General features: G+C 43.8%; 20 protein-coding genes and 1 pseudogene. 8 read left to right on the top strand and 13 right to left on the bottom strand.

All coding sequences use genetic code 11. The features are described from left to right. Positions 1 to 21: 21 nt before the first annotated feature. The gene (gene trmY / locus IX91_RS22920; RefSeq protein WP_004747378.1) at positions 22 to 621 is read right to left on the bottom strand and encodes a tRNA (pseudouridine(54)-N(1))-methyltransferase TrmY; all 600 of its coding nucleotides are present in this window, start codon (positions 619 to 621) and stop codon (positions 22 to 24) included. Between the two features lie 141 nt (positions 622 to 762). Continuing rightward, the gene (locus IX91_RS26520) at positions 763 to 918 is read right to left on the bottom strand and encodes a hypothetical protein (RefSeq protein WP_004747377.1); all 156 of its coding nucleotides are present in this window, start codon (positions 916 to 918) and stop codon (positions 763 to 765) included. A 67-nt stretch (positions 919 to 985) separates the two neighbouring features. Here IX91_RS26520 and IX91_RS22915 point away from each other — a divergent pair, with 67 nt between their 5' ends. From IX91_RS22915 to IX91_RS22905, 3 genes are all read left to right on the top strand, one after another. After that, positions 986 to 2,671, top strand: coding sequence for an SgrR family transcriptional regulator (locus IX91_RS22915; RefSeq protein ID WP_004747376.1), 1,686 nt, complete (start codon positions 986 to 988; stop codon positions 2,669 to 2,671). A 102-nt stretch (positions 2,672 to 2,773) separates the two neighbouring features. After that, positions 2,774 to 3,157, top strand: coding sequence for a DUF2784 domain-containing protein (locus IX91_RS22910; protein WP_004747373.1), 384 nt, complete (start codon positions 2,774 to 2,776; stop codon positions 3,155 to 3,157). Continuing rightward, on the top strand, positions 3,154 to 3,909 hold the full coding sequence (locus IX91_RS22905; protein ID WP_004747372.1) for an alpha/beta hydrolase: 756 nt from the start codon (positions 3,154 to 3,156) through the stop codon (positions 3,907 to 3,909). Before IX91_RS22910 ends, IX91_RS22905 begins: the two co-directional genes overlap by 4 nt. A gap of 9 nt (positions 3,910 to 3,918) precedes the next feature. Here IX91_RS22905 and IX91_RS22900 read toward each other — a convergent pair whose 3' ends face one another. Further along, positions 3,919 to 4,983 carry a metal-dependent hydrolase gene (locus IX91_RS22900; protein WP_004747370.1) on the bottom strand — a complete coding sequence of 355 codons (1,065 nt, stop codon included), beginning with the start codon at positions 4,981 to 4,983 and terminating at the stop codon, positions 3,919 to 3,921. Between the two features lie 281 nt (positions 4,984 to 5,264). Here IX91_RS22900 and IX91_RS22895 point away from each other — a divergent pair, with 281 nt between their 5' ends. Further along, entirely contained in the window at positions 5,265 to 6,941 is a 1,677-nt protein-coding gene (locus tag IX91_RS22895; RefSeq protein ID WP_004747369.1) for an amidohydrolase, read from the top strand. A 9-nt stretch (positions 6,942 to 6,950) separates the two neighbouring features. Here the strand turns inward: IX91_RS22895 and IX91_RS22890 are convergent, their stop codons facing one another. From IX91_RS22890 to IX91_RS22875, 4 genes are all read right to left on the bottom strand, one after another. After that, entirely contained in the window at positions 6,951 to 7,823 is an 873-nt protein-coding gene (locus tag IX91_RS22890) for a LysR family transcriptional regulator (RefSeq protein ID WP_004747368.1), read from the bottom strand. A 44-nt stretch (positions 7,824 to 7,867) separates the two neighbouring features. Further along, positions 7,868 to 8,158 (bottom strand): putative quinol monooxygenase, encoded by a 291-nt coding sequence (locus IX91_RS22885; protein WP_004747367.1) that lies wholly within the window; start codon positions 8,156 to 8,158, stop codon positions 7,868 to 7,870. A gap of 42 nt (positions 8,159 to 8,200) precedes the next feature. Continuing rightward, entirely contained in the window at positions 8,201 to 8,860 is a 660-nt protein-coding gene (locus IX91_RS22880) for a nitroreductase family protein (RefSeq protein ID WP_004747366.1), read from the bottom strand. Positions 8,861 to 9,329: 469 nt separating this feature from the next. After that, positions 9,330 to 9,749, bottom strand: a complete 420-nt coding sequence (locus IX91_RS22875) for a universal stress protein (protein WP_004747364.1) — start codon at positions 9,747 to 9,749, stop codon at positions 9,330 to 9,332. Between the two features lie 204 nt (positions 9,750 to 9,953). On the opposite strand from IX91_RS22875, the gene IX91_RS22870 reads away from it, so the two are divergent. Next, the gene (locus IX91_RS22870; protein ID WP_004749388.1) at positions 9,954 to 11,339 is read left to right on the top strand and encodes a glycoside hydrolase family 1 protein; all 1,386 of its coding nucleotides are present in this window, start codon (positions 9,954 to 9,956) and stop codon (positions 11,337 to 11,339) included. Positions 11,340 to 11,649: 310 nt separating this feature from the next. Next, positions 11,650 to 12,123 (top strand): site-2 protease family protein, encoded by a 474-nt coding sequence (locus tag IX91_RS27005; RefSeq protein ID WP_004747439.1) that lies wholly within the window; start codon positions 11,650 to 11,652, stop codon positions 12,121 to 12,123. Positions 12,124 to 12,232: 109 nt separating this feature from the next. On the opposite strand, the gene IX91_RS22860 is transcribed toward IX91_RS27005, so the two are convergent. Both IX91_RS22860 and IX91_RS27040 read right to left on the bottom strand, forming a co-directional pair. Beyond that, complete coding sequence (locus IX91_RS22860) at positions 12,233 to 12,829, bottom strand: tyrosine-type recombinase/integrase (protein ID WP_004747437.1); 597 nt, start codon at positions 12,827 to 12,829, stop codon at positions 12,233 to 12,235. Positions 12,830 to 13,010: 181 nt separating this feature from the next. Then, positions 13,011 to 13,184 (bottom strand): EAL domain-containing protein, encoded by a 174-nt coding sequence (locus tag IX91_RS27040; RefSeq protein WP_198430394.1) that lies wholly within the window; start codon positions 13,182 to 13,184, stop codon positions 13,011 to 13,013. Positions 13,185 to 13,276: 92 nt separating this feature from the next. Between IX91_RS27040 and IX91_RS22855 the strand changes: the two are divergent. Next, positions 13,277 to 14,197 (top strand): annotated as a pseudogene (locus IX91_RS22855) (IS5 family transposase). Here the strand turns inward: IX91_RS22855 and IX91_RS22850 are convergent. Both IX91_RS22850 and IX91_RS22845 read right to left on the bottom strand, forming a co-directional pair. Further along, positions 14,194 to 14,661 carry a GNAT family N-acetyltransferase gene (locus IX91_RS22850; protein ID WP_004747436.1) on the bottom strand — a complete coding sequence of 156 codons (468 nt, stop codon included), beginning with the start codon at positions 14,659 to 14,661 and terminating at the stop codon, positions 14,194 to 14,196. The pseudogene IX91_RS22855 and the gene IX91_RS22850 overlap by 4 nt on opposite strands. Before the next feature lie 132 nt (positions 14,662 to 14,793). Then, a complete protein-coding gene (locus tag IX91_RS22845) occupies positions 14,794 to 16,488 on the bottom strand; it encodes an amidohydrolase (protein WP_004747435.1) in 1,695 nt (564 codons plus the stop codon). Between the two features lie 323 nt (positions 16,489 to 16,811). On the opposite strand from IX91_RS22845, the gene IX91_RS22840 reads away from it, so the two are divergent. Beyond that, a complete protein-coding gene (locus IX91_RS22840; RefSeq protein ID WP_138922210.1) occupies positions 16,812 to 17,273 on the top strand; it encodes a MarR family winged helix-turn-helix transcriptional regulator in 462 nt (153 codons plus the stop codon). A 598-nt stretch (positions 17,274 to 17,871) separates the two neighbouring features. On the opposite strand, the gene IX91_RS22835 is transcribed toward IX91_RS22840, so the two are convergent. Together IX91_RS22835 and IX91_RS22830 are read right to left on the bottom strand one after the other, a co-directional pair. Further along, on the bottom strand, positions 17,872 to 18,906 hold the full coding sequence (locus IX91_RS22835) for a linear amide C-N hydrolase (RefSeq protein ID WP_004747432.1): 1,035 nt from the start codon (positions 18,904 to 18,906) through the stop codon (positions 17,872 to 17,874). Between the two features lie 545 nt (positions 18,907 to 19,451). After that, complete coding sequence (locus IX91_RS22830; RefSeq protein ID WP_004747430.1) at positions 19,452 to 20,075, bottom strand: TetR/AcrR family transcriptional regulator; 624 nt, start codon at positions 20,073 to 20,075, stop codon at positions 19,452 to 19,454. Positions 20,076 to 20,114 lie beyond the last annotated feature (39 nt).

Here is a 20,114-nt window from a genome sequence, read left to right as displayed (position 1 = left end):
TATGAACTCTAACTAACTGCGTTACCCGCGTCGATCAAACTCATTATGAATAAGTACGATACATTGAGACGCAAACAGCATTTGAGGCCCAAGGCTTACCTTTTGTGTTCCTAAACGCTTAAGACTGTTCCAACTCTTTTTCGGCATTGGAATGTGGTCGGTTAGGATAAAACAGGCATTGCCATCAAACGGCTCGTCACGAATGTCCGTGCCCTTTTTATCAAGTAAGTAGAGCATATAGTCTTCTGCCAAGCGCTGAACCAGTTTTTCAAAGCTGATGGTTTCGACACTTAAGCCGCTTGCCACATTGCGCAGCTCTTCTTTTTTCATGCCGACAGAGTGCTCTAATGCCTTCGCAATTAAAGCGATTAACGCCGATTCATGAAAGCCACCAATGTTGGAAAGCTGAGAGGACTCAAAGCATAGAGTGCGCGAAAAGTCTGCGGTACTTTCGATGACCAGATAGACCTTCACGTCATCTCGATGAGATTGAGCAGTGAAAATCGCATTCATCAATACATGAGCAAGAATTTCGGAATGAGCGTCGCCACCGACTCCCTCAACGAAAACCTTATGGTCAGTCGAAGCTGCGCGGGCACGGATTACAAAGGCTTTATTCATAGATAACCATTAGAGCGAAAATTGCCCCTTATATTAACGATGTACAACGCTCTGTCTATTTTCATTTTGATTTATTTGCATCCAAGTGTTGGAGTGGTTGCTCTAGGCGCTCAAAAGTGACGACTCCACAATACGAAACTCTTAAAACAACATCCCAACAAACAAGCCGATGAAAAATACACATAAAACATGCATTGCAGCGGGTGGTACTTTGTCCGTAATGGGTTGTTTTACTTCTGGGTTGACTAAATAGTCCTTACCATTCAATGTGTAAAGTGCATAGCCTAAAGGGTCCATAAAATCTCTCCTGCTTTCTCTGTCTCTGCTGGTTATTATTGTTGAATAAACAGGAAGTAATAATGATATGGTAGAAAATCAAAGTTCACCTTTTATCACTCAGATCCACTTGCAGCGATTGCAGCAGTTGAGTCGTTACTATTCGCTGAATATCGCAGCAACAACCGATGTCCAGACTTTAGCTGAGCAACTTAGCTGTTCTGAGCGTAATATTGCCAAGCTAATGAAAACCTTAGCGAGTATTGGTTGGATTTCGTGGAAGCCGGGTAGAGGTCGGGGTAACAAGTCAGAGATAACCTTGCTCGATAGTTTTGAGTCCGCATTGATGAGTGTTCTTGAGCAGCATTGTCACAAAGGGCATTTGAGTGAAGCAGCAAGGTACGCGGATCTGTTTGGTTATGAGGAGATGTTTCGTAAAAAACTACCAAGTTGGCTGACGCAGGCACAGGAAAGCTTAAAAAACCTGAACACCCTAGTGACCTTAGTTCCTTATTCTCTTCCTATTATGCATCCATTGTGGGCCTATAGATCCAGTTCACGACTGTACATTGAAGCCATGTTCGATACGTTACTTAAGTACGACAATGAAACAGGAGCGATACGACCACATCTAGCACACCACTACGAGTTTAGAGAAAATGAGCTGTGGCTAAGGATTAGACCCGATGTCCATTTTCACAATGGTGAAAAGCTGACTGCCCAGCACGTCGCAAAATGTATCGAAGATCGAGTGAGCAAGCCGCACAACTACCAAATCCTCTATCGTCATATATTGGAAGTGGTGGCCGAAGGTCTATGGGTGGTGATCAAGATGTCTCAGCGCCATGAGTCGATTCTACATCTACTGTCCGAGGCTCATGCTCCAATCTATTTAGACAGCCCAGAGCAGGAGATTCCTTATGGGACGGGGCCTTATGCACTTGAAGCCAGTTCGGAACATCATTGGATATTGGCGAAGAATCCTAATTACTTCTCAGCAGGTGGTTTTATCGACCGGGCGGAGTTTTGGACGAGTGATGACGCAGATAGCAGTGTTCAAGGGCATATCGTACATCATCGATGCCCAGCCTCTCCAAGCGGAGGTGTTGACAAGATCTCATTGCAAACAGGCTGTGATGTGATCGAATTTAAACATCATCAATCAGAACTGTCGATGGACGAAAAAGCATGGATTTTTCACCAAGCGCGAGAGTTCTGTCGACAGCAAGCCAGTGACTACATTCCTATTGCCAACTCCATCACTGGTTATCATCAAAACAAAGGTGTGTTTCTTTATCACCCGAATCAAAGTAAGCCTACTCGACCACTGAGAGTGTGTATTTCAGGTCAGACTGAGCCTAGGTTAAAACTGATTGAGCACCTTAGACAGCAAGGTGCTGAGATTGAGCTCTTCCCTCTAGAGCATTTGAAGCAGACATGGATTGATTTTGCCGTTGGAGGGTATGTTTTTCCTAACAACACTGTGTTTGGCTATTACAAATGGTTGCTCACTAGCTTGGCGTTCACTTCTTGCCTTTCAGCGGAGCAGCAGCAAGCGTTTCTCTCTATTGTTGATCAACTGATGTTGGCAAGTGATACCGAGCAAGACTTCCTCAATGAGCTTTATCGCTGTGAGGATTGGCTGATTCAGAATGGTGTGTTTGTGCCTTTGTGGCGCGATTCTGAGAGTTACGATGTCGCCAACTCTCTGCACGGTTTGGAGACAGACAGTGCTGGAATTTTATCGCTACAAAGACTCTGGTTTGATAGCTGAACTCTTGTTTGTTGATCGGAGCATTACTTTAAACTCCCAAATATGTAGATAACACTAATTGTATCGGTAAGCTATTTTTGACCTAGGGAAGGGTGAAAAAATATGATTTATCGAACGTTGGCTGATCTAGTCGTCATACTTCATCTGTTGTTTATTATCTTCGCCTTGCTTGGAGGCATGCTAGTGCTTTGGCGTCGGTATATGTTGTATGTCCATATTCCAGCGGCCTTATGGGCTGTAGCGATAAGTGTTAATGGCTGGATTTGTCCTTTGACACCACTAGAAAACAAACTCAGGTTCTCTGCAGGTGTTGAAGGTTATCCGGGGGGATTTGTTGAGCACTATGTCGTTCCCATAATTTATCCGCCTGGATTGAGTTCTGACATTCAGGTTTTTCTCGGTGTGGTGGCAGTGGGAATAAATATAGTGGTTTATGGGTTTGTCTATTGGCGGCCTAAGATCAAGCCTTGTGAGAGGCAAGAATGAAAAGCTTGCTAATTACTGTGGTGGTGAGCTACTTGCTTATTGCGCTGACTATCTACTCCTTGCAACGTCGCCTTATGTATTTCCCTCAGCCTGTCAGCAATGTCTATGGCGAGATGAATACCAGCTTCGTTGTTGATGGGGTCCAACGGCATGGTTGGGTGCTCAATGATGGTCAAGATAAGGCGCTAATCTATTATGGTGGCAATGCAGAAAGTATCGAGGTCAATATTCCCCTTTTCACGTCAGTGGCCCCAAACTATACCATCTACTTAGTTCCCTACCGTGGCTACGGTAATGATTCAGGTATACCGACGGAAAAAACATTGTATAGCGATGCCGTGCAGATTTTTCAGTCAGTGGAAAGCAAACATAATTCCATATCCTTGATGGGGCGAAGTCTGGGATCTGGTATCGCGACATATATCGCTGCTCATAGACAGGTAGACAAGCTCATACTGGTGACGCCATTTGATAGTATCGAAAACGTCGTCAAAGATATCTATTGGATGTTCCCTGTTTCTTGGTTGCTCAAAGATAAATACAAATCCGCAGATAGGGTGAAAGACATTACGGCTAAAACCTATATCTTTATTGCAGAACAGGATCGAGTGATCACACGAGCAAGAACCGAGCAGTTAGTTTCTAAGTTTAGCGATCAACTGAGAGGCGTTATTGTCATACCTAGTGCCAACCACAACACGATTTCACAGTTTCCCTCATATGAGATGGAGCTCAATCGAGTTTTGAGGTAACCGCACTCGCTAGCTACTGCCCAATGGTACCTTGCTTTCCTGAGTTGGTTGATCTTCAGGTGGGGCTGTCGTGTGTAAGTTTGCGTCAATCGTTTGATCTCCTTTTAGTCGCTCCCACAGTTGACCAATCTGCGCCAAGCTCCTTTCACTCGGGTAACGCTTAGTTGTATCGAGTAGTCGCCAGTCACCACTCTCATTCATATGAGCGAAGATAAATTCGAACGGCAGGTTATCTGACATCCCCAAGCGAAGGTCAGTGACAATCAAAGCGTCATTTTCAACTCGATAATTTACGTAGTTATGCGCAAAAGCTTGTAGCCCTTTTAATGTTTCGGATTTCTCTTTCATTGGCCATTGCCCTAATGGACGTGACACAAAATTTATATGAGATTGCCCGTCTAATATCGAGGCTAAGCCTTCCCAGTATTGTCCTTCATCCATAACAATGACTCGCCATAACAGCGTATTAAAAGGGGTTGGTGTAATCAGAACTTGTTGGCTAGGAAGGTTTTGCGACACCAAGTTATCTTCAACTCGAGCCGCAACGACCTGTTGGGAAGCATAGCCCCACCCCAAATAAAGCGTGGAGGTGAGCAGCATAGATAAACACCACCTGCTACCTCTAGAGTTTGAGAACAGGCTTACACCAATTGCGACTAATAGAGGTACGGTGTAAATAGGGTCAATGATGAATACACTGTTGAGTGAAAAGTAACCTTGTATTGGCCATATAAGTTGCGTGCCATAAGTCGTCATTGCGTCTAGCAGAGCGTGGGTGACCAACACACTCGCAGTGAGTAAAAAGGTGCGGGAGAAATTCCAGAAAGCATCGGGTTTTAAGCGACAATACAGCCAAGAAGCAATCCAAGAAAATGGCAATAATACCAGCAGAGAGTGACTAAAACCGCGGTGTTTAATGGTGTTTTGCACTGCATCGCCATAATCTAATATGACATCGAGATCAGGTAAGGTACCTAGCGCGGCTCCGATTAACAGCACTTTTGCATTACACTTTTTGCCTGCAATGGCACCTGCTACTGTTGCACCTAACGCTGCTTGAGTAATTGAATCCATTTATAATTATCTCTTCACTGGTCTCCCATCCCTTTGGGCTTATCTTTAAGAGCCAAGATGACAGGGTGAGTATCTACTCGTTTATTTTTATCTACTTACTTTGGCAGCTACTTAGATCAATTGCGATAAAAATCTAAAAAGAATCTGGGAGCAGTTCAAACTGACTATCCCAATTCTCTGATAGTGACTATTTTTCTATCAATCTAATCACTTGTTAGGCTATGCGTATTCACTCACCCTATACTGAGAAGCGTTAGGGAAGAATAAAAAGGAACAAGCCAATGAAACGAGCTTTCACTCTGACATTACTCGCGAGCTTATCAATGAGTACTCATACTTTTGCAGCAGACAGTGCGGATATGGTGTTAACTAACGCCAAGATTTATGGTCACCAATCGGCAGATTCGATCGCCATCGCCAACGGAAAAATTCTTTATATTGGCCAAAACGCTGAATCAGATAAATTCACCAATCGTTATACCGAAGTGATCGACTTAGAAGGTGCCTATGTAATGCCTGGTTTTGTCGATAACCATAACCATGTCTTTGAAGCAGCATCAGAGGCGGGCGGGCAGTGCGAAGTGAGCATGGATGCAGGACTAGAGGATCAAATCCCATACCTTAAGGCGTGTCGCAAAGACGCGACCAAGGGGGAGTGGGTGATGGGTTACGGCTTTTCAATAGAAGCGCTTCTTGCAGAAGATAATCAGAGAACCCCACTTGAAGTGATTGATTCCGTTTTTCCAGATCAGCCAGTCATTATTATGGAGCAAACGTCTCACTCTATGTGGGTTAACTCGGTGGCTTTAGAGCTCGCTGGTATCACTAAAAGCTCACCTGAGCCACAAGGTGGTAAGATCCTAAAGGATGAGTACACCGGTGTGCTTAATGGCATTTTGTTTGATAATGCGGGTGATATCGTGATGGAAATGGCTTGGAACAGCTTAGAAGAACAGTTTGATCAAAGCTATGAAGGGCTTATGGCCGGGCTAGAAGAAGCTAGAGCGCATGGTATTACTACGATTGGTGATGGTCGCTTATATTGGAAGCGCGGCTGGTATGACGTATGGCAAGAAGCAGAGAAGCGCGGGGATCTGACGGCGCGTGTTTCACTTAGACCTTGGATTTACCCAACGGACAGTATGCAGCCTCAGTTATCGTTCTTAAGCGAGATATATTCTGCGGATACGTCAGGGTTGTTGCTGGTTGATCAAGTCAAAATGTACAGCGATGGTATTTTGGTTAATGGTACCGCCAAGACGCTCGCACCTTATCTTGATACCTATATTTCAGATGAACCGTATGGCATTAACTACATTCCACCACAAGCGATGGAGACGTGGTTAAAAGCCCTAGACAAGATTGGCTATGGTGCTCATATCCATGCGATTGGTGATGGAGCGATTCGCGAGTCATTGAACGCGATCGAAGCAATGCGCGGCCAAGGTGGCGATAAAGATTACACCCTAACTCACGTTGAGTTAGTCAATTCTAAAGATGTGCCACGTTTTGCTAAATTAGATGTAACTGCGGACTTCCAAGTCGGCTCTGATTACGTCGCTTACCACGATCACCAGTGGGCAGAAGCCTTCTTAGGCGCTAAACGTACAAGAGCCTTGATGAACCTAAAAGCTATCTTCGATACAGGTGCTAACGTATCGTTAAGCAGTGACTGGAACGTTCACGACATCAACCCTCTGGTGGGGATCGCTAACAGTGTGATTATGGGAAAAACAGGTTTACCGAGCGTTAAAGACGCCATAGAGGCTTATACGATTAATGCCGCTGCTAGTCTAGGTATTGATGAGGTAACGGGCTCGATAGAGCTAGGTAAGTCGGCTGATTTTGCAGTGCTTTCTCATGATATTACCCAACTTTCACCAGAGAAAATCAAGTCCACTGATATTTGGATGACGATCCTAAAAGGTAAGATAGTGTTTGATTTAGAGCAGCAGTAACCACTCGCATTATCTAAATTGGTGCAGGTTTTTAATCGCCTCAATCACCTTGTTTCCGGTCTCTGATAATGTGAGGCCGGAACGCCAGTTTATTTCAACACGACGTGGGATAGCGCTTTGCTCAAAATCAGAGTCAAGAGCGACGAGAGAGCCCGATTTAAGCTGTTGATGGAGATTATCAAGAGGCAAGAACGCAAATCCTTGGCCGTTTTCTAGCAATCGAATGAGTAGCGTTAGATCATTGATCACGGCATAGTCGGGGCTAAATCCTTCTCCCTCTTCTTCTCCAAGCTCCCCCCAAATCAACTCTTTGAACAGGCTTAAATCATCAACAGAGATAGGTTGCGATTGCGTTAGAGGCAGCGAACGATGGCAGACCAAGCCTTCTTGATAGCAGCCTAATTTAGCGTATTCCATTTCAGTTTGATGCAGCTGTCCTGATTCATGGCGGATGACGATATCTGTGTCGCCATTGTGCAGATCTTCGCTGAGTTCTTGAAACTCTGCTCGGTAAATCTCTAGGCACAAGTTAGGCAGTTGAAACAGAGTAGTGATTGCCTTGGTTAACGGGGACTCAGGAATATAGTGCTCAAGTCCGATGCGAATGGACGATGGCTCTCCTTGGCTAAGTGCTGCTGCTCGATGGTTGAGTTTATCAAGTTGCGCAAGGGTATGAGTTAGGGAAGGGAGTAGTTGTTCACCTTGAGCACTTAGGGTGCTTTTGTTGCCTGTTCGATCGAAAAAGCTGACACCTAAATCAATCTCAAGGTCAGAGATCCACTGGCTGACCTGAGATTGTTTTTTACCTAACTTACGCGCCGCAGCGGAAATCGACCCCAGCTCGATGGCAAGTAATAGTGCTTTGAGGTGAGTGACATTCATAAGGCGGAGCTCCGGTTGGAAAAAACACCGCCTATTATCCTCGATTACGCAATGTGCGTCATCTTGTTGAGGGTAAAACTCTCGATCGCGCCCTCTACCGCTGCTGAGTATGCCGCAATATGCTCGCTTGCCAAGTGTTCATCAAGCGCGGCTTCTGACTCCCAGTTCTCGTGGAATACAAAGTGAGCTGGGTTTTGATTGTCTTGGTGCAAGTCATAGTTAATACAACCCTGCTCAACACGAGTCTTGTCGATTAACTTGATTAGCTCAGATTTTACTAGCTCTACTTGACCGTCTTTAGCAATGATATTGGCGATGATGGTTAACTTTGTCATGGTTGATGTCATTCTCTTGGTTAGTTACTAGATCAATAGACCCTAAAGGGTGGTGATTACGTCATCCATTGGAAGACGAGCTTTTGGCAAACCGTGGTTATAGTCTTCACCTTCTTTGTGGTAACCCATAGCCAAAGCAAAATCACACACGTAACCGTCTAGCTCATCTTTGAAGACTTCTCCGATTAGCTCAGGGTCAACCCCTTCCATTGGAGTAGATGCAATGCCCATACGCGCAAGAGTGTGCAGCGTGTTGCCCAAAGCGATATAGGTTTGAGCTTTAGTCCAGTTACCGTTAAAGCCAGTTTCATCTGTATTTAGCTCAGCAAAACCGTAAGCACCGTTTAGCATGTCGTTGTAACGCTCTGCTGGCAAGTGTCCAGAAGTTACTTCTGCATCGACAACTTTTGCGTATTGCTCTTTAGTAAAGTGCGGGTTATGAGCAAACAAAATAGTGTGTGATGCTTCTTTTGCATGCGGCTGGTTGAACTGGTGCATGTTGGCAAACGTGTTGTGGAAGCGCTGTTTAGCTTCATCACTCTCAAGTACGATGAATTTCCAAGGCTGAGAGTTGATTGACGATGCAGATAAGCGGATAGCTTCTTTGATTACTTGCATATCTTCTGCAGAAATACGTTTTGTCGCGTCGTATTTTTTCGCTGTGTAACGAGTGTTTAAGTCTTTGATGATTGGATGAGTCATGTTGGCTCCTAAAACCAATCAGAATAAGTATCTGAACATTCTTGCTGGTTAAAATCGCTGATAGCTACGTTATAGATTTTGTAGGTAGAATAACTAGCTAGCTTCAATCTATGCCTTGCTCTAAGCGATTTTTCCTGCGCAATTATCTGAACATCTACTTATCCTAATTGGTATAACTATCTAAAAATTACGAATTCAGTCGGGTTTGATGTTCGGTGCGTCAACAATTAACGTATGGCTGGAACATGCCCCAATTATCGAAAATCCGCTCTTGCTTATGTCGATGGGGCTAATTTAGTGCAGTTGGTAACAGAGAAAAATAGCCAATTGTTCCAATCACTATGGAATAAAACTTCCATAATAAAAGGGTCAGCATGTGGAACTGGCTTCGGAGTGAAGGAGATACTAAAAGAAATGGCGAGAGCGTTATCATCTCGCCATAAAAGTAGATTGTTGTGATCCCCTCGTTCTAAAGAGGCACAACCAGAATATCAACCGGTGACTTGTCGACAATATGCTTAGAGTAAGAGACAATTTTGCTCCAAAAATCATGGTGATGACCACAGATTAATAAATCGACATTGTTGTCTTCTATGGTGTTTTTGAGCTTGTCAGCCAGTTCGCCAGTGCCCACAAATATCTGTCTGATTGTAAGCGGACTATACTCTTCAAAAGCGATAATTTGTTCGATGGCTCTCTCACCTAAGGGTTGTTGATCGGGGCTATCTTTTAAATCGACTAACTCTGGATAAATTTCACCATGTGAGCCATCAATATGGATAAAAGAGATTTGCGCGTCGGTTAATTTTGCCAAGTAAACGGCCCTGTCAATAAGAGCTTTAGTCTCTTCCTCAAGCTCTAGGGCAACAAGAATATGCCGGTAGTTCATAATCGTGTCCTCTTCTGAATATCCTACAGTAAGCATAATATGTGCACTGGGTGAATGTTGTCGTTAAGGTCTCGAAATGATGAAAATTATCCACTGTAATTTCGGCAAAAATAGGAAACAACGGCTAATCAATCAGACCTCATTTGTTCCTCGTTTCATCTCTACAATGATTGGCAGATGTTAATGCTGATTTAGGAATCGAATATGACTACATTTCCCAATCACTTTCTGTGGGGGGGCGCTATTGCTGCCAATCAAGTAGAAGGGTCTTTTAATTTATATAGCAAAGGATTATCTACATCAGATATGTTGCCAAATGGGATCTTAAGCCCCCATCAAACCCGCGAACAGCGAACCGATGGGATTAAAGATTTAGCCATCGATTTCTACAACCGCTACCCTGAAGATATCGCCCTATTTAGTGATATGGGCTTTAACTGTTTGCGCCTTTCAATCGCGTGGACACGCATCTTTCCCAATGGTGACGAGCTTGAGCCTAATGAGGAAGGTTTAGCCTACTACGACAAGATTTTCGATGAGCTGGCGAAATACGATATCCAGCCATTTGTCACCTTGTCTCACTATGAAATGCCTTACGCTTTGGTCGAAAATTATGGTGGTTGGGCGAGCCGTGAGTTGATTACTTTCTTTGAGCGTTACGCCAGCACGGTATTTGAACGTTACAAAGATAAAGTCAAGCTGTGGCTAACGTTCAATGAAATCAATATGTCGTTGCATGCTCCGTTTACTGGTGTCGGGCTCGAAGAAAATGCCTCAGAGCAAGCGATCTATCAGGCCATTCATCATCAATTAGTTGCGAATGCTAAAGCGGTTAAACTGTGTCACCAAATCATACCTGATGGCAAAATTGGCAACATGCTACTAGGGGCGATCAACTATCCGTACACCTGTAACCCTGATGATGTGATTGCAGCGATGCACGAAAACAATAAGTGGCTGTTCTTTGGTGATGTGCAAACCCGAGGCAAGTACCCTGGCTACATGCTGCGTTACTTCCGTGAGCAAGAGATAGAAATTGTAATGGAACCGGGTGATCTAGAAGAGCTAGCGAGTGCAAGTGTCGACTTTATCTCATTTAGTTACTACGCAAGTGGCTGTGCGAGCGCCGATCCTAAGCAAAAAGAGGTGGGCAATATTGTTGACAGCGTACCAAATCCCTACCTTGAAAAGAGTCAATGGGGTTGGCTAATCGATCCAAAAGGTCTGCGGATTCTGCTCAATTTCCTTCATGATCGTTACCAAAAGCCACTGTTTATCGTTGAAAACGGTCTAGGTGCTCGTGATGAAGTTGATGAAAATGGCGAAATTATCGATGACTATCGTATCGCTTATTTGAATGATCACCTTGTTCAGGCAAGGGAAGCCGTGCTTGACGGTGTCGAGCTGATGGGATTTACCAGCTGGGGACCGATCGATCTTGTGGCGAATTCAACCGCAGAAATGAGTAAGCGCTACGGATACATCTATGTTGACCGTCACGATGATGGAAGCGGAACTCTAGCGCGAAAACCTAAGAAAAGTTACTACTGGTATCGGGGGGTCATTTCAAGCAACGGTGCGAGCCTATAAAGTTTGTTCCTAACTCCAAAAACGAAAAGGTGTGTCGGTGTCATTATCGACACACCTTTAGCAAAATTCCATTTACTCTTGTTCTTGAATACGGTTGTTTAGCTAGTATTTGGACAAGAGTGAGTCAGTACTTTTTCTAATTTAACTATTCCTAGATAGTTTTTCCTATCCCAAAGTCATCCATTCGTCATGAAATAGGTTCATTAACTCCCCCATATTGCCGTTTATCTCTCAGCACTTTGTTTAGAAAAAGAACTTGCTACCATCGGTTGCGCAATAAACAAACGGAAAATAATGAACAGGACACGCTATGATTGAAATCATCGGAATTATCTTAGGCCTTGTTGTGATAACGCCGGCACTTACACTCGCTCACGAGTTGGGACATGCACTGCCACAGCTACTTAAAGGGTATCCGGTGAAAATAGTGTTAGGGTTGGGTTCAGACGTCAGGACGTTGAATTGGGGTAACTTATCTATATCATCGACCAAAGTTCCAATGCATGTAGGCTACTCTGAGATATCCTCTAGATGCTCATCTAAAGAGAGAGTCATTTCACTTGCAATGGGACCACTAACTTCTCTCGGGATGTGTACATTGCTTTACTTCGCATCCAAGTTTCAACTTCCATACCTACTAAGTTATTGCATAAACTTTGGATTGTACTTCTCGCTGCTTCAGACACTTGTAACAGCTGTTCCTATGCAATATCCAAGTATCTTTGGTGCTTACGAGGGCATGCACAGTGATGGGAAGCAAATACTTGAGATATTGAAACGATAGAGTGTCAATCGAAGGATGGCTTTGCTTTGTTACAAGGAATATATGGTTACGCTAACTAATAAAGGGGCACAGGCTTTTCAGAAGAAAAGCCTGTTACAGCTCCTGTCTGTCAGCAATCTGTTTTCTCAGACAACCTCAGAGCATCTTCTAGCTCTACGCCAAGGTATCGAATAGTGTTATCTAGCTTCGAGTGTCCAAGTAAGATCTGTACAGCTCTGATGTTTTTCGTTCTGGCATAGATTAAAGTCGCTTTGGTTCGGCGCATGGAATGAGTACCGTAATAGTCGGCATTCAATCCCAGTTTAGTAGCCCAACTCCTAATGATTGAACGATAGAAAGAGTAGCTGATAGGTTGTCCAAAGCGTCGGTTACTCGGGAATAGAAAACTGCTTGCCTCTAAGGATGCTGCAAAGATCCATCGGCTAATGCTTTGTTGTGTTCTCGGAGTAATCTCATAGTGGACGTCGGTGCCAGTTTTTTGCTGGATGCACTGAACCCTTTCATAGATAACTCCTTGCGAAGAAACATCGTAAACGTGTAGCTTTAGCAAATCACTCGCTCTTAACTTGCTGTCTATCGCCAAGTTCAGCAGTGCGAGCTGCATCAGATTATTTTCAATCTCCAGCCTAGTTCTGATCCGCCAGATCTCTTCAAGCTTAAACGGCCTTTTGATGCCACTGCATTTTGCAGTAGATAACTTCCTCATGATGACCTCCTCTAAGTGTTTTGGGTCAACATGAAGTTTGGCAGTCACATTTAGTAGGGTTCAGGAAGATCTGAAAAGTTGGTGGACAAAATTGGCTTAGGGTTATTGAACTAACAAAAGTAATACACATTAGATTTTTTAGGGGCGTGATTCCACTCACTCCCAATAAACATAGCATGCGCTATACGGGGTCAGTGATATCTAAATTTAAAATGCTGCTGCAGTCGATCAAAAAAGTTGGTCGTCCGAATAAATATCCTTGATAATGTTTGCAACCCCGCTGTTCTAAAAAATGTTGCTGCTCTCTGGTTTCAACACCTTCTGCAATTACGCTAACCCCCAGCGATGCAGTCACGGCGAGAATAGCGTGGCTTTGTTTCCTAAATCAGGGAACTAATTCAGTAACCCACGATCTGATCAGCTAGGTTCACTCAAACACTTAGACCAATGGCCAAGCCTCGCTACAAGACAACCAATTGGAAACACTATAACCAAGCTTTAATCAATCGCGGTTCACTGACATTTTGGATTGATGAAGAGGCCGTTCAGCAATGGACGCAAATCAAGCAGGGGAACCGTGGAAGACCTCGCTTGTTTAGTGACTTAGCGATTACGACGGCTCTTATTGTTAAGCGTGTATTTTCACTGCCGTTGAGAGGTCTTCAAGGGTTCATTAACTCTATTTTTAAGCTCGCTCAACTACCGTTGTCATGCCCTCATTATTCATGCATTAGCAAACGAGCTAAAACGGTCAACGTCGCGTTCAAGACAAAAACTAAAGGAACAATCCAGCATTTGGCCATTGATGCGACGGGGCTAAAGGTCTTCGGTGAGGGTGAATGGAAGGTAAAAAAGCATGGCACTGACGGGAAGCGTCGTGTCTGGCGAAAGTTACATTTAGCGGTCGATACAGACACGCATGAAATCATTGCCGCTGAGTTAAGTTTATCGAATGTGAATGACGGTGAAGCGCTCCCCAATTTGCTCAAACAAACTCGCCGAAGAATTGTAGAGATATCTGGTGATGGTGCTTATGACACAAGATTGTGCCACGAAGCCATTCGCATCAAACGAGCCACAGCACTCATTCCACCAAGAGAAGGCGCAGCCTTCTGGGAACAAGGTCATCCTCGTAACTTAGCAGTCGGTTGCCAGTAGCTATATGGTTCAAATAAGCATTGGAAAAAGAAGTACGGCTACCATAAACGTTCACTCTCAGAAACGGCGATGTTCCGTGTAAAGAAACTGCTCGGTGGGACGCTAAGCTTAAGAAATTACAATGGCCAAGTTGGCGAGACTTACGCCATGATAAAAGCGTTGAACAAAATAACAGGGCTAGGTATGCCTGAAACAATGATGATCGCCTAACAATTAGTCATGTTAGGAGCGTTCTTAATTGAACTCGAATTAGGAAACAAAGCCGTTTCAAGGCACCATTTTTTAGTCGGAAAGTTGCTTTCTACATATTTCCAAGTAGCGAGACCAATACCGCGATTTTGATATTTCGGGTCAACGAAAATATTGCCTAATGTACTTACACCACGCTCGTTCCACCAAATGATAAAGGCTCCAACTGACTTTTCATCAATGCAAACGGTGAAAGCGCGAGAGTCTGGATTGTCAATACCCCATTTTCCAAGAAATGAACCATCATCATAACCAGGTGGCCCACCCGCTTCTTTGCCTTGGAATTGCTTTGCATCATCATTGAACACTTTAGTCATAGGTTCAATCAAATCATGAATATCGGAGTTTTCAAGTTCCTTGAATGTAATCTTCATATACGTCTCTACCTTGGCAGCTAACGCCACATTCGCAACAAAATTCAGCATACCACTGCACTATCGTGATCTTGGAGTGCTTAAAAGCTAACTTTGATCGTGCAGCACACCATAAATAACAAGATATACTATGCATAGGAACACAAAGCGAGCCAATTAAGCTCGCTTTGAACGTATAAGTACCTAGTTAATTTTGTAAATTGAATAGCCTTCAAAGATGGTTTCAACCACCTCCGTTTCGCCTATAGCACTCGGTTCAACATTAAAAATGTCTTGGTTGATGATAACCATATCGGCTGATTTCCCAACTTTAATAGAGCCCCTGTGAGCCTCAGCTCTCTGAGCCAGAGCACCATTAATGGTGTACATTGTAAGAGCGTCTTTTATAGTGACTCGCTCCTCCGGCCATAGCGTTTCGTTCTCTCTTAAACCGTTAGGGTCTTTTCTTGTCACCATAGCTTCCATTGCTTTCCATGGATTGACGCTTTCAGATACTGGCCAGTCTGAGCCACCCGTAGGACGGCTTCCATTTTCTGTTAAAGATTTCATTGCACAGTTTCTAGTGCCTCTCTCTTTTCCTATAACCTTTTCTAACCCATCCTGAATAGGGCTTGGATACCAGAATACTGGCGAAAAATTAGGGATGACACCGAGATCGGAGAATCTGCCGAGATCTGTTGGCTCAACAATACACGCGTGCGCTATTTCATGGCGTAACGTTTTATTCCCTTCGATTTTTCTAATACTTTCTACTGCATTTAACACGGTTCTTGCTGCACGATCACCAACAGCGTGGATCTGAGTTGTATACCCATTCCTATCAAGCCAAAGTAGATCTTTTGCCAACACCTTCTCTGAGTATTTCAATTTTCCCAAAGCTTCTTTTTCGCTATCACTGTACGGCTCAAGCATTGCTGCCGTATGCGTTGGAGGAATTCCATCCAAGCTTATTTTCGCATACATAGTGTCTAAGTGGCCGGAACTTGGTTTTACCATCGCCTTGAACTTTTCAGCCTTATCCTCGGTCGTTTTACCTGATGGCCACCCCCAAGAGAGTGCAACATGGGCCGTTAATTCTCCACTGTCATCTAATTGCTTCCATGCCTTATATTCATTGTCAAAAACGTAGGAGTCTTTAACTCCAATAATTCCGTATTTGTTCAATTCCGATACCGCGCGCTTTGCGGCTTTCGCATAGTCTTTTACCGTTCTTGTCGGCATAGCGTTACGCAGTGCATCCTGAGATTGCTCAACAAAAAAGCCCGTTAGTTCACCATTGTCATCAAGAATAACAAGATCTTGGTACTCTTTAGCGTAGTCTTTATCGATCCCCGCTTCCTTCATAGCCGCGCTGTTTGCCCACGAGTTATGGTGACTAAAATCTGTTAGAACAACGGGACGACCTTTAGAGGCAAGATCCAGTTTTTTAAGGTTCACGGCACTTGCAGAGTCCATTATATCTGCAGACCAACTCCCTCCAATAATCCAACTACCTTCAGGTATTGTTTTACTACAATGTTCTACAGCCGAAAATATTTCATCAAGAGTTGCTGACTGAGGAAAAGAACATTCGAAAAGTAACTTCTCCCCCGCTCCGATTGGATGAATGTGGCTATCGTAAAGACCCGGAACAACCACTTGACCCTTGAGATCCACAATACGGACCGAGTTAGAATCCACTTCAGGTGCGTTTCCTACGTAGGTAAACAGTCCATCTTCAATAATCACTGAGTCTACAATCGGTACGCTTACTTCCCCGGTATAAATTTTTCCGTTGATATAAGCGGTCGCATCATCAGATGCATAGCTCTGTGTGCTGACGATAGCCGATAAACATGCGATGGCAAGGAGCGAACGGCTGTTGTTCGTATTAGTCATAGTTTGATACTCATTTCCGTAGATTGTGTTTTAGCCAAGCCACGATGGCTAGTAATTTCATTGACGCCCACTAGGAGTCTTCCCTTAAAAGACTCATTTCAAGATAAGCAACAACCTTGAACATGGTTGACATATCAACTATATTTAACAATTATAGTTGACATGTCAACTATGTTGTTTATCTTTTGTTCTCCAATCATTCTATGTGTGTTGTTCGAGCGGATTTGAGCTTCTGGATACTTAAGTCGTTTTGCGAGTAGATACTGACTTCCAATGCACGTAGCTTGTTGACAGCTAACATCTAATGGTGGAGCATTAAAAGAGTGCAACCAAATAGAGTGATTACATTGAACAAGCCTAAGCGTCCTGTTAGTGGTCTTATTGCTATGCTATACCGTCAAGAGCTAAAGTACGTTAGCCACTTATTGGAGAAGTGTGACGTCTCTTTTTCCCAGTTACCATTTGTTACTTGCCTTTACAAAAATCCAGGAATCACTCAAGAGGCGCTATCACGAAAAGTTGAAGTGGATAAAGCAATGTGCAGCCGTGTACTTAAACAACTGGAGCAAAAAGGCTTAGTGGCCAGAAAAATCTCACCTCAAGATGCTCGAGCCAAGTTAATCTATCCAACCGACCAACTAATCGCAAAAAAAAGAGACTTATTGCGTATCATAAAAGAGTGGAATGATATCTTGACACAAGGCCTAACTAATGAAGAAATTGAGACAGTTAAACGGGTTAATCAAAAGATGATTGAGAACGTACAGCGTAAGTTTGTTCAGTAAGTAGCTATCTGATACTCAAAACGGCGCCTAATCCGTAGATCTCGATCTGACAATAAACTCCATTTGTAGGCTAAAAACCTCTCTCGTATCTGTGCTTTCTATCCCCGTTCAACTTGAAGACATCAAGTGAGCATTGTCTTCCCCTCTTAAATCGGATTAGTTTTGCTAGGGAAAATGCATACCCTATACATTTTGTAGAGTATTTTATCTAACAAAGTTTGGGGCAGAATCGAGCTAGGAACAATGAATAGCCAAATGCCAACCGAATCTAGTCCAATCTCGCTAGAGTCGAAACATTACTGGACATTTCTGTGTTATAGCTTTCGTCACTGTAGCTACAAACGGGATGGAGAAACCGTGTAGATACACAGCAAGCAAACGGCAAGACCTGATCCTAGTCTTCTACGAGCCAGCGCGATCACCTGTTCGTTTGGGACCTGCTGGGTTATGGTTTGTAGAGCAGTTTGTGGACATGTAAAGATGAAAAATATCGCCCAAAGATACTAGGAGTAACTAAATGAGGCAAGGCAATGCCGTTTCCAAACAGATTAGCCCAGCAATCACGCTGGGCTAATCTAAGTATCAAGCAAACTGACCATTACTTGTTTTTTGGATGAATTCCAAGAGAAACAGACTTAGGCGAGCTTACGTCGAACATTTCAAAGTTGTACATTTCAGGTGTCCAAGTATCGTATCGATCCAATACCCACTCGCCTGCATTACGATCTGTATGTACTGTCCATAATGTTGGGAACACATCTGGGCTCTCTAAACTATGGTCAAGTTGCTCATACCCTGCGAATGTACTGTTAGCTACCGCGCGCATTGCGTTTTTTGCGCTATCATTATCCGTCACATTTCGAGAGTACATGTCTGCAATGATTTCTTTACCTCTTAAGCGTCGGTCAATTGGGTGAATTGAACCATCTGATTTCTTACCGTTGGCACTAAACTCGAGGTGCACAGAAAGTTCAGGATTATTAGTCAAAACCTCAGCGGTTTTTCCGCGATATACCTTAAGCTCACCTTGGACAAATTCGACAACGGCCATGTCGCCGGTGCGGTCAGCAAATTGGTAGTGCACTGGGGCTTGGGTACAGTGACCTTCTTTACCAGGTAAGTTGCACAGTTCGGCTTCGATGATGTCAACATGCCCGTTTTCTATCGCCTCAAGAACCTCTGCTACCGTTGAAAAGTTATCTGAAGCCCAGTTCGGTACTTGTAATGCCGATACATCGGGTGTCTCAGCTGTACCTTCTGGGAATGCAGTGTAGTCGCGCCCCAAATAAAGAATTCGCGCTTCGAGACCTTTTTCGTTCATTGCTTCAGCAACTAAGGCTTTATTCATGTCATCACTTGCACCGTGGAATGACTTAATTTTCATTGTTGCAAATTTAGAAGTCGAAGTAACTGGATTATCTGATGCTGCGTATGTGGCCTTGATTCCTTTGCCTGCACCAATCACCTCAGCTTCATCGTGGCCAAACCAATCCATAGAGCGTGATGATAAGGACACGTCACCATTATGATAAACGGCTGTAGTACATGCGTTTGCCACACTTAGTGCTCCAAACGTTGTTGTTGCCGCAATAATCATGGCGATGGCTGTTTTTGACTTAGTGAATGTTTTCATAATATTGCCCTTTTATATATATTTGGTCGTGTTCTGATTTGTTGAAATTAATAATACGGGCAAACATAAAAAGCTCACAGCTGGCACCTTTAAGTTCAGCTTTAAGGTTCGGGTGATTCGTATTGAAAGTAAGGCTGCAGAGTTCATGGATGTAGGAAATGCGATGTGTGTATTCACCATGTCATAGGTAGGCTCAGACATCTTCTAAATTTGTGTTTGATGGATAACTTGAGGTATAGCAAAACCTTCAATGTAGTGGCCAAGTTCACCATGCTACTACTGCCATACTTAATTGATGGCACTAGCTCCGCATTTCATAAGATAGCGTTTGAAATCCTTGCGATAGTTTTATCAGATAGGTGGAACTTTGGTAGAAACTGCATATGAACGATGCAACTGGATTTCCTCAAACAAACTTTGGGGCAAAGACGTGTTTGCCGAAATAGGCGTCAGTACGTCCTTGGGTCTTTTCGAGCCCAAAGAGCCGCCTGACATTATTCCATTCTCAATCTTAAAGAGTCATGCCGATTGGGGGCTCTCAACAATCACTGGTTCGGGATCTTTAATTTTATGCCTTGGCAGCCAAGAAAGAAGTCTATCGCAGATTCTAAATTGACTTGGCGTTCGGTTGCGTCATTGGGCGCCATACCGAGGAAGACGGGGAAGAAGGTTCTCCCTTTAACTAACGCCCAAAGGTTAGTGGCCAGTTCTGATGTGTTCTGTGGCGGTAAAGTACCGTGACGGATTGCTTCTTCAAGCCAGGTTTCCATCGGGCAAGCTTTAATACTCTCGACCTCATTGAGATGGCATTTTCCCTGACACATGGCTTCAATGGTAATAGCAACAAGTAGACGTCGCTTTTCACATTGCATGACATGTTCAAGCTGCTGGGTAAAAATGTCGATCAGTTGCTGGCGAATACCGATAGCTGGATTGAAATCAGGTAAAGCGTGATTGAGCTTCTCCTCTTCCATGATGTACTCAACAACGGCTTTATACAGGTTCTCTTTAGAACCAAAATGAGAGTAGACAGTCGGCTTTGTCGAATTCGCTTTTTTCGCAATGAGCTCTAACGAGGCGCCTTTTACGCCCATTTCCTTGTAGCACTCAATCGCAGCCAAAATGATGCTGAGCTTGGTTCTCTCGCTGCGTTGGTTTCGTTTGTCCATACCTTTATCCGTACAGGATGGGGAAAGATGCAAAGCTAC

Source organism: Vibrio tubiashii ATCC 19109 (assembly GCF_000772105.1).
In the GTDB taxonomy this organism is placed as follows: domain Bacteria; phylum Pseudomonadota; class Gammaproteobacteria; order Enterobacterales; family Vibrionaceae; genus Vibrio; species Vibrio tubiashii.
The sequence above is the reverse complement of the archived record's forward strand: the minus strand, read 5'-3'. Positions and strand labels throughout refer to the sequence as shown.

Coding starts and splice junctions, on each gene's coding strand:
- trmY (WP_004747378.1), bottom strand. CDS start 621: ATGAATAAAGCCTTTGTAATCCGTGCCCGCGCAGCTTCGACTGACCAT.
- IX91_RS26520 (WP_004747377.1), bottom strand. CDS start 918: ATGGACCCTTTAGGCTATGCACTTTACACATTGAATGGTAAGGACTAT.
- IX91_RS22915 (WP_004747376.1), top strand. CDS start 986: ATGGTAGAAAATCAAAGTTCACCTTTTATCACTCAGATCCACTTGCAG.
- IX91_RS22910 (WP_004747373.1), top strand. CDS start 2,774: ATGATTTATCGAACGTTGGCTGATCTAGTCGTCATACTTCATCTGTTG.
- IX91_RS22905 (WP_004747372.1), top strand. CDS start 3,154: ATGAAAAGCTTGCTAATTACTGTGGTGGTGAGCTACTTGCTTATTGCG.
- IX91_RS22900 (WP_004747370.1), bottom strand. CDS start 4,983: ATGGATTCAATTACTCAAGCAGCGTTAGGTGCAACAGTAGCAGGTGCC.
- IX91_RS22895 (WP_004747369.1), top strand. CDS start 5,265: ATGAAACGAGCTTTCACTCTGACATTACTCGCGAGCTTATCAATGAGT.
- IX91_RS22890 (WP_004747368.1), bottom strand. CDS start 7,823: ATGAATGTCACTCACCTCAAAGCACTATTACTTGCCATCGAGCTGGGG.
- IX91_RS22885 (WP_004747367.1), bottom strand. CDS start 8,158: ATGACAAAGTTAACCATCATCGCCAATATCATTGCTAAAGACGGTCAA.
- IX91_RS22880 (WP_004747366.1), bottom strand. CDS start 8,860: ATGACTCATCCAATCATCAAAGACTTAAACACTCGTTACACAGCGAAA.
- IX91_RS22875 (WP_004747364.1), bottom strand. CDS start 9,749: ATGAACTACCGGCATATTCTTGTTGCCCTAGAGCTTGAGGAAGAGACT.
- IX91_RS22870 (WP_004749388.1), top strand. CDS start 9,954: ATGACTACATTTCCCAATCACTTTCTGTGGGGGGGCGCTATTGCTGCC.
- IX91_RS27005 (WP_004747439.1), top strand. CDS start 11,650: ATGATTGAAATCATCGGAATTATCTTAGGCCTTGTTGTGATAACGCCG.
- IX91_RS22860 (WP_004747437.1), bottom strand. CDS start 12,829: ATGAGGAAGTTATCTACTGCAAAATGCAGTGGCATCAAAAGGCCGTTT.
- IX91_RS22850 (WP_004747436.1), bottom strand. CDS start 14,661: ATGCTGAATTTTGTTGCGAATGTGGCGTTAGCTGCCAAGGTAGAGACG.
- IX91_RS22845 (WP_004747435.1), bottom strand. CDS start 16,488: ATGACTAATACGAACAACAGCCGTTCGCTCCTTGCCATCGCATGTTTA.
- IX91_RS22835 (WP_004747432.1), bottom strand. CDS start 18,906: ATGAAAACATTCACTAAGTCAAAAACAGCCATCGCCATGATTATTGCG.
- IX91_RS22830 (WP_004747430.1), bottom strand. CDS start 20,075: ATGGACAAACGAAACCAACGCAGCGAGAGAACCAAGCTCAGCATCATT.